At 52.4% G+C, this 8696-nt stretch carries 9 protein-coding genes; 4 read left to right on the top strand and 5 right to left on the bottom strand.

Translation table 11 applies throughout. The features are described from left to right. On the top strand, positions 1-258 hold a 258-nt coding region (locus FFS57_RS25605), incomplete at its 5' end, for a hypothetical protein (protein WP_212749166.1). Continuing rightward, entirely contained in the window at positions 246-1235 is a 990-nt protein-coding gene (locus tag FFS57_RS19190) for a serine/threonine protein kinase (RefSeq protein WP_137939434.1), read from the top strand. The genes FFS57_RS25605 and FFS57_RS19190, both read left to right, overlap by 13 nt. Positions 1236-1246: 11 nt before the next feature. Here the strand turns inward: FFS57_RS19190 and FFS57_RS19185 are convergent, their stop codons facing one another. Next, entirely contained in the window at positions 1247-2146 is a 900-nt protein-coding gene (locus tag FFS57_RS19185; RefSeq protein WP_137939433.1) for a DMT family transporter, read from the bottom strand. 155 nt (positions 2147-2301) lie between these two features. Further along, complete coding sequence (locus tag FFS57_RS19180; protein WP_137939432.1) at positions 2302-2874, bottom strand: dihydrofolate reductase family protein; 573 nt, start codon at positions 2872-2874, stop codon at positions 2302-2304. A 434-nt stretch (positions 2875-3308) separates the two neighbouring features. On the opposite strand from FFS57_RS19180, the gene FFS57_RS19175 reads away from it, so the two are divergent. Both FFS57_RS19175 and FFS57_RS19170 read left to right on the top strand, forming a co-directional pair. Further along, positions 3309-4610, top strand: coding sequence for an SDR family oxidoreductase (locus tag FFS57_RS19175; protein ID WP_137939431.1), 1302 nt, complete (start codon positions 3309-3311; stop codon positions 4608-4610). Positions 4611-4621: 11 nt separating this feature from the next. Beyond that, on the top strand, positions 4622-5683 hold the full coding sequence (locus FFS57_RS19170; RefSeq protein ID WP_137939430.1) for a saccharopine dehydrogenase family protein: 1062 nt from the start codon (positions 4622-4624) through the stop codon (positions 5681-5683). Here FFS57_RS19170 and FFS57_RS19165 read toward each other — a convergent pair. The 3 genes from FFS57_RS19165 to FFS57_RS19155 form a co-directional block, all read right to left on the bottom strand. Continuing rightward, positions 5680-6945, bottom strand: a complete 1266-nt coding sequence (locus FFS57_RS19165; RefSeq protein ID WP_137939429.1) for a S41 family peptidase — start codon at positions 6943-6945, stop codon at positions 5680-5682. The two genes, FFS57_RS19170 and FFS57_RS19165, sit on opposite strands and share 4 nt — an antisense overlap. A gap of 88 nt (positions 6946-7033) precedes the next feature. After that, the gene (locus FFS57_RS19160; RefSeq protein WP_171014075.1) at positions 7034-7615 is read right to left on the bottom strand and encodes a YceI family protein; all 582 of its coding nucleotides are present in this window, start codon (positions 7613-7615) and stop codon (positions 7034-7036) included. An 85-nt stretch (positions 7616-7700) separates the two neighbouring features. Then, positions 7701-8693, bottom strand: coding sequence for an endonuclease/exonuclease/phosphatase family protein (locus FFS57_RS19155; protein ID WP_137939427.1), 993 nt, complete (start codon positions 8691-8693; stop codon positions 7701-7703). Between the last annotated feature and the right edge of the window lie 3 nt (positions 8694-8696).

Raw genomic sequence — 8696 nt, 5'->3', positions numbered from 1 at the left:
CCCCAAAATCGACCAGCCAAAGGGTTATGTGGACGGCAAGCTCGCCCGCGCCCACGTCTCAACTGCTCGCGTACTCAAGAAGGCTCGGGTGGGAAGACCTTGAAAGGGGTGGCTCTTAGGGCTCATCATTTCAAGTTGAAGCGAGTCAAGCTGCTTTACGTCGCTACCAGCATCACTCAACCATTCCATACTGTTTTTGGCGACACCTTGGAATTAGGTCAACAGCCTCAGGTCATCCGAGTAAAATGGCAGGCATGACAACCCAACACCCCTATGCAGAGCTAACGCCTGATGTGATGCTCGATGCCGTTGATGCTACAGGCCACCTTTGCGATGGTCGCTTACTGGCACTCAACAGTTATGAAAACCGAGTCTATCAAGTTGGCCAGGAAGATGGCCCACCACTGATTGCCAAGTTCTACCGACCTGGTCGCTGGTCCGACGCAGCCATCCTGGAAGAACATGCTTTCTCCCAAGCACTGGCGGAGGCCGAGATCCCAGTTGTCGCTCCACTCGACATCCATGGTCAAACGTTATTGACGCATGGCGCATTCCGCTTTGCACTGTTCCCACGCCGTGCAGGCCGCACGCCTGAGCTGGATGACGAAGCAACCCTGCAATGGATTGGCCGCTTCCTTGGTCGCATTCACGCCATCGGCGCCTGCACCGACTTCGCACATCGTCCAACCTTGGATATTGCCCATTTCGGGCTAGTACCCAGCCAATACTTGCTGGAACATGACTTTATCCCGCCAGAGTTACGCTTGGCTTACAGCACGCTGGCAGAGCAATTGATTGAGAAACTGAATGCGCGTTGGGCACTGGCCGGTGGGGTCAAAGCCATTCGTCTACATGGCGATTGCCACCCAGGCAACCTGCTCTGGACAGATGCGGGTCCGCATTTTGTGGATTTTGACGATGCTCGCATGGGGCCAGCTATCCAGGACCTTTGGATGCTACTGTCTGGCGACCGCACCAGCCAACAATATCAACTGGGCACACTACTGGATGAATACAGCACATTTCATGATATGGATGAGCAAGAACTCTGGTTGATCGAGCCCTTGCGTACCCTACGCATCATGCATTACGCCAGTTGGCTTGCGCAGCGCTGGTCAGACCCAGCCTTTCCCAGTGCCTTTCCATGGTTCAACAGTCAGCGCTACTGGGAAGAGCACATTCTCACCTTGAGAGAGCAATTGGCCGCCCTGGATGAACCACCATTGGCGGTGTAAACCTGCTCACTTTATGCAGCAGCCGGGGGGGCCTGCCTGGCGCCCCACTGCTGCACAACCAAGCCCAGCAGAATCGCCCCCAGCCCAGCAATCGTCGATGGCAGAATCTGCTCACCAAGCAAGAAGCTGATAAATACCAGCGACATCAACGGTGACAGAAAAATCAAATTGGAAATCCGTGCCGCACTGGTTGTCAAACGCATGGCTTGCAACCACAGTACAAATGTCAGCCCCATTTCAAACACCCCGATATAAGCCGCCCCTGCCAAGCCTTGCCATGCCACAGGTTTCAACTCATCTGTCACCCCACACCAGATCAAAATCAATGGCAGGCTGAACAGAAAATTCAGCGTCAACCCCAGCACAGGCTCCCGCTGGTCACGGGTGTTCAACAACCAGTAGCTGGACCAGAGCAACGTGCTCAACAAAGCAAACCCCACGCCACCCAAATCCGAGAAATTCAATGAAAGCGGATGGCCACGTGTGGCGATGATCAGGACCCCCATGTAACACATCAGCGCGGCCACCATATCAAAACGATGTAAGCGCTGTTTCAACACCGGCACCGCCAACAAGGCCATGGTCAGCGCCCAGGTGTAATTGATTGCCTGTGCCTCCTGCGCGGGCAATCGGTCATAGGCCTGGAACAAAATCAGGTAATAGACGAATGGGTTCAAACCACCAAACAGTAGCGATACTCGCCAGTACCGGCGAATCCCCGATACCAGCTCCGCTCCACGTCGACTGATCAACATCCAGCTCAATAAAAACAAGCTGGACGACATGGTCGCGTACAGCACCAACTGAGCCGGTGTCAAGTGCGAAAGACTGATTTTGAATGCCGTGGCCACCGTAGACCAAAAAAACACGGCCATCAGGCCGAACATATAGGCTTTGTTTTGAGAGGACATCGAGCTACAACTTCTGGATTGGTGGAACAAGAGGGAAGGAACCGCCAATGATATCGCTCACGCCAGGCCCAGGCCACCCCAATTGCAGTGCTGCGAAGGTAATACACAATGGCGGATTCGGATGAAGACCCGCCATTTATTTATACCCGTTTTCGTCATATACGATAAGTCAGGCGAACCAAACCCCGCTGCAACGATTTCACCTCGACAAGGTTCAATGTATGCCGCTCCTTTACCTCGTTGAAAAGTGGCTTCCCCTGCCCCAAGACAATCGGGTGCACGACCAATCGAAGCTCATCAATCAGGCCGACATTCATCAAGGTTGAAACCAGTGCAGCCCCACCTACAGCATGAATATCTTTGCCCGGTTCACGCTTCAACCGGCTAATTTCATCAATACTCCGCACGATACGCGTATTTTTCCAACTAACCGTTTCCAGCGTTTTCGATAGCACAATATGTGGTGTTTTCTCGGCAAAGTGTGCGTAATCGATTTCGCTCTGTGATGGTGGCTTACCAGAAAATGGCAACAGGCCGTCAGGGTCGGTCAAAATCGCTTGCCAGTACCGCTCATAGCCCGGATACATGCCACGCCCAAGAATACAGGTATCGATTTGTGGAAGCAGATCAAATGTGTCCTCCCATGTTTCTACCCAATCCAATTCGCCATGTGGCCCCTCAATCAGTCCATCCAATGAAACCTGCAGAGCAGCGATGATCTTTCTCATACCAATACTCCTTTCAAGTGCAATAGGAGGGCAAAACAATTAATCGACCATAAAAGACCCATTGACTACTTGCGCCTTAGCTATGCATTGCCCCCGCCGACTACAAAGGTAAATATCCAGACAATGCTCAGCAGATCAAGCAACCCATGGCGCAAACCAGCGAATGGCGGTATCAGTCAAGAAATGCTTATAGACGGTGACATCACTGATGTATTAGTGATCACGTCTGCATCTGATGATATATGCGGTACTAACATATTTGGCGAATGCTGGTCAGTTTTCCCACTCAGTCTAGTCTCTCGTTTTGTCATTGAAGCTCAGATTATTTCCGCCCAAAGTGCTGTACCGCCACGGCCATTGAAGCCAATTATGACCACCGCATGTGAGACTCTCGGCAAAATGGTGGCCTATATACAGTCAGCTTCGGACCAACCATGTTGCCAACCTCTACCGAACCCGCGTGGCTCAAACTGCTTCGCAAACTAGGCACTCCTATTCCGCCCTGCCCACCGTTAAGGCGATTGGCAGACCCATTTGGACCAGACGATTTGGCCAATGTATCAATTCGAGTGGTACAAGGTGGCCGGTTGACATCCATGCTGAATACCCATGCAAGCTGGCTGTTTGACAACGAAAACAGACCATTACCTGCGGAAGCCTGGCTGATCGATTGCAGTGATTGGACCAACACAATCTCCCTGGCTGACTTGTATGGCGTGTTGTGTCCACGCATGAGTACCCTGCCCACCCATAGCCGCATCATCTTGCTGGCCAGTCATATCGGGCTACAGGCTCCCATTATCTGTGAAGCCTTATCAGGCTTTGCTCGTAGCTTGGCTAAGGAGCTTGGGCGCAAAGGTTCTACCGTCAATCTGCTGACCGTGGGCCTAGAAGAGACGCCAGGTTTGGCACCCTGGGTTGCTTTCCTGGCTTCACCTCGCAGCGCCTACCTATCCGGACAGGTATTGATGGTGGGATACCATCCAGCCTCACTAAGCCGTTACGGAGAACGGCGTCGAGAGGCACAAACGGCCTTGGTTACCGGGGCTGCTCAAGGTATTGGGTTGGCGATTGCACAACAGTTGCGACGGGACGGCATGCAAGTAATTGGTGTAGACCGGGCCGGCAGCCCGTTGGAAGCCACTATGGCGGCCATTGGCAGCACAGCCATTCTGCTGGACATCACCGCACGCAATGCGGCTGACGAACTGTGCGATCGGATATCAGATTTCGATGGGCTGAATGTGTTGGTCAACAATGCAGGCATGGCACGTGACCGCACTTTCAAGCATATGAGCCACACTGAATGGCAAAGTGTGCTGGATGTCAATTTGTTTGCCAGTCAGCGACTGACGGATGCGTTGGTGAAAAACCAACTGCAACAGAATAGTCGCGTGATCTGCCTGTCGTCCATCAGCGGCGTGGCAGGCAATGCAGGACAAACCAACTATGCTTTATCCAAGGCTGGCATCATTGGCTACGTCAAGGCAATGGCGTCTGAGCTGGCCAATCGGCGGATATCCATCAATGCTGTTGCACCCGGCTTTATCCAAACGCCCATGACCGATCGCATTCCTTACTTACATCGGCAAGTGGCGCAACGGCTGAATGCATTGGGTCAGGCTGGCACGCCACAAGATGTCGCAAATGTAGTGGGATTTCTTGCCAGGCCGGAAGCCATGGCAGTCAGCGGAACAACAATTCGGGTTTGTGGGCTGCACATGATGGGACGATAGGAGCGAAGCCAATGTCTGACTGGATGATCTATGGTGCAAACGGTTACACCGGTCAGTTGATTGCCAAGCAAGCGGCACAACTTGGCCTGCATCCAATCCTGGCCGGGCGACGCGAGGGCATGATTGCTGAACTGGCCCGCCAATTGGGACTGGAAAAACGTATCTTCTCACTTGACCAGCCTGACGCAATTGACCGGGCCATGGCTGGGGTCAAATTAGTGTTGAATTGCGCAGGTCCGTTTTCGGCTACCAGTCAGCCAATGATTGCTGCATGCTTACGGCAGCGCAGCCATTATCTGGACATCACGGGTGAAATCAATGCCTTCGAATTTGCACATGGTAAACATACCGCAGCCCATGCCGCCGGAATCGTCCTCTGCCCAGGTGTCGGGTTTGATGTCATCCCTACCGATTGTGTAGCAGCCGCGCTGAAATCAGCCATGCCGGACGCGACCGAATTGGTGCTGGGATTTTCGTCAAAAAGTCGGCTGAGCCCCGGTACCGCCAAAACATCAGTAGAAGGTATGGCCCATGGCGGCAAGGTACGCAAGAACGGGCAGATCACCACTGTCCCTTTTGCCTTCAAAACCCGGCAAATCGATTTTGGTGATGGGGATACTCATGCAGTGACAATTCCCTGGGGAGATATTGCCACTGCGTTTTACAGTACTGGCGTACCCAATATTGAGGTTTTCATGAGCATGCCACCCAAGATGATCAGCCAAATACGACGTTTAAATTGGATCAGGCCAGTATTGGGCGTTGGCGTGGTACAGCGGCTGTTGAAAACACTGATTGAGCGACGCATACAAGGCCCGAATGAAGCCAACCGCAAGAGTGCCCCGACCTGGGTTTGGGGTGAGGTTCGCAATGCTTACGGCCAGACCAAAACTGCCCGTATCCGTACCGCCAACGGGTATCAGTTGACGATCGATGGCTCGCTGTACGTTGTTCAACAATTATTGGCCGAGCCCAGCGTGCCGGGCGGGTACTACACCCCATCCTTGCTGCTTGGGCCGGCCTTGGTCGAGTCGCTGCCCGGCTCTGGTAAGCTTGAAATCAGTGACACTTAGCGACTGACCATTTTCGCCAAACGGGCCTTCAATGTTTCAACCCCGGTATCCAAAATCGGATCTTTACTTGTAGCTATTTCAACTTGGACCAATACCGGTGGCTGAAACGTCTCTCGCGGGGTGCCATTCATGTGATAAAGGCGTTCCGCAGAATAAGCCAGCCGAATTTGTGAACGTGGCAAGGTCAGATCGAATACCGCACCATTCAGACCCGCCATCGGTGTACCGACAATGGTGGCTCGATTCATTGCATCCAGCCCGATCGCCATGGCTTCGCCAATGCTGGCCGTCCAGCGTCCCACCAATACGACCACGGGTTGGCGATAAGTCCAACCACGTGACTGCACCTTCCGTACCCACGGCTTACCTTGCATCGGTACACCCTTCTGATAAGACACCGTATGGTCGATCAGGCGCCCCAGAATAGGTTCTGCCACATTGGTATTGCCGCCACTGGGCGTATTACGCAGGTCCAAAATCAGCCCTTTGGTATGCCGTAACTTGATGAGCGCACGGTCAAACTGTTTCACCGTCTCGGTGTCACCTAGATAATTGTTGATACGGACGTAACCCAAATTGTCGCCCAAATGCCGCCAATCTACATTGGCAGTTGGATTAGGCTGGTCGACAGTTTGATGGGTAGCTTGATCCAGTTGATAAGTGACACGCTGGCCCTGGTCTTCCACTTCAACAGTTCGGGCTTGCTCACGCGTGCCAGCCAAAACAGACCGCAATGCCCAGTTACGTGCCTCCATATCATCCGCTTTCAGTGCTTGACCAAGCTTGCGTTGAACAGCTTCCCCGATAGGCACGCCATTCATTGCTGTCACAACCATACCGGGGTATAAGCCAGCCTGTTCAGCGCTGAAGCCCGCCCGTAGCTGAGTAACCACAGCCTTGCCATCACACCATTCGGCCCACATGTCCAGCCCTGTAGGTACCAAGCGCGAAGACTTGATGGTATTGGCTTTCAGGTGGGTGTGAGCGTCATAAAGCTCGTCCAACGTTCGCTCCAGCACCCCGATCAATTCACGCGTGTTATTAGCTTGTCCCGCCTGATCACGATACAGCTGCTTGACCTTGGCCCAATCCACCTGCTTTTTACCGAAGTAGACATAGTGAGTATTCATCTGTGACCAGAGATAATCGAAATCCTCCAAATTTGCAGTCTCATCCAATATTGAATTGGTAGCCGCAATGGCAGTACCCCACCCTATTCCACACAGCGTCAACAAACCCAGCTTCCAGTTATTTATTAACATTGCTCTATCCTAAATCCACGTTATATAAGCACGTCAGCTTAAAGGGAAAAAAGATGGAAATAAACGAGAGGGCCAATTTACTTACGACTTAACGCGCACTGGGTCGTTCATTGGCGGAAATATTTGGGTAAGCTTCCACGTTGATGATCAGATCGATCTCGTCGCCAATCAGACTAGGCATGCCAGCCATGCCAAATTCACTGCGTTTGATGCGCCCAATCGCTCTACCCCCACAGCCCTTGGCCAAGCGCAGCGGGTTGAATGCACAGTGGAAATGTGTGATCTGTATCGGTACTTTCCGGGTAACCCCTTGTAAAGTCAGTTCCCCTTCGATGCGTATCGGTTGTTCACCTTCAAATACCACGGTATCGGATCGATAGGTCATGAAGGGAAATTTCTCTGGCTCGAAGAAAGTGGTACCCAATACACCACGCAACAGGTTCTTGTCGCGCAGGGGCATCCCGGTGTCCAGCGATGCCACCTCTATTCTGACCTCCACTTTGCCACCTTTAGCCTCCATATCCATTTCTGCCCAACCGGTCATCTTATTGAAGCGGCCTTGAAGTTCAGACATACCCAGATGACGGACAGCGAAATAAGGGTAACTATGATCGGTATCCAGCACGTAACGAACCGGTTCCGCCTGCGCTGTAGCAAGCACGATTGCCATACAAGATCCAAGAAGTTGATACCGCATCCACACACCCCTGATACATAATCTGGTCATAACCAACCCATATTCCATGCTGATTATCTTACTCACTGGGCCAGGTAATACTGTCAGTCACAACCCGTGCAGATAACTGCCATGTCGAAATTACGACCCGATGATCTGATTCGAAAGCCGGCCCAACTTGCCGAGCAAGCAAATTAACCTTATCAGAATGAAATGTCAGATCAATGGGTACCAGCCGCCAATGTTCGCTACTGTAAGGTGCCCAGGTAGGTTGCCACTGCTGATTTGCCGCATGCAAACCGCTTTCTTCCAGAAACCGGCGATACCACGGTGACCAGGGTGTAATGTTGAAATCACCCACGACAATAACTGAATCGGGTGCTTGTCGGGATACACGCTGTGCCAGTTGCTGCAACTGATGGTTTCGAGCTTGCGTCAAGGAACCGGAAATGGGTGGTGGTGGATGGACACCAATCACATGCAAGGTTCGCCCTGCAATATTGACTTGGGCTTCAATGTAAGGAAATGAATCATTTACCAACTCCAGGTGTGTGTCAGGCAACCGGCTCAGCATGGCAATCCCAAAGGGTGAGTCATCCAGTTGCATGCTTTGGTATGGGTAATGTGATTTCATGCTTGCCAGCAGTGGGGTCAGAGCAGGTCCTGCTTCCAATAGGACTACGATATCCGTATCGGCATGCTTACGATTGAGCCAGGAAAAAAATGCAGGCAAATTGGGGTTTAGTAAACTGATATTGAACTGTGCAACTTTGATGGTAGGCGCCGTAGCAACAGGGGTACCCAATGATGGGGACATTGCCAGGCCAATCTGTACCGCCATGACCGCGGAAACTATCAGGCACAACAATGCCAATCCGATAAATCGCCGCCATACCCACCAGACTGCACCAAGCAAACATGCCAGCAGGTAATAAGGTACAAAGCTGGTCAACACATCAAGCAGCCAGTGCCACGATGCGAACCAGCTCAGTACTGGCGGCAGTACAATCAGCACCAGCAGTCGCCACTCCCATGCCTTGGGCTGATACTGGCGATTGACGAGTGATCGCATTCA

Source organism: Chitinivorax sp. B, from assembly GCF_005503445.1.
Lineage (GTDB): Bacteria > Pseudomonadota > Gammaproteobacteria > Burkholderiales > SCOH01 > Chitinivorax.
This window is presented reverse-complemented; position numbering and strand designations above follow the sequence as displayed.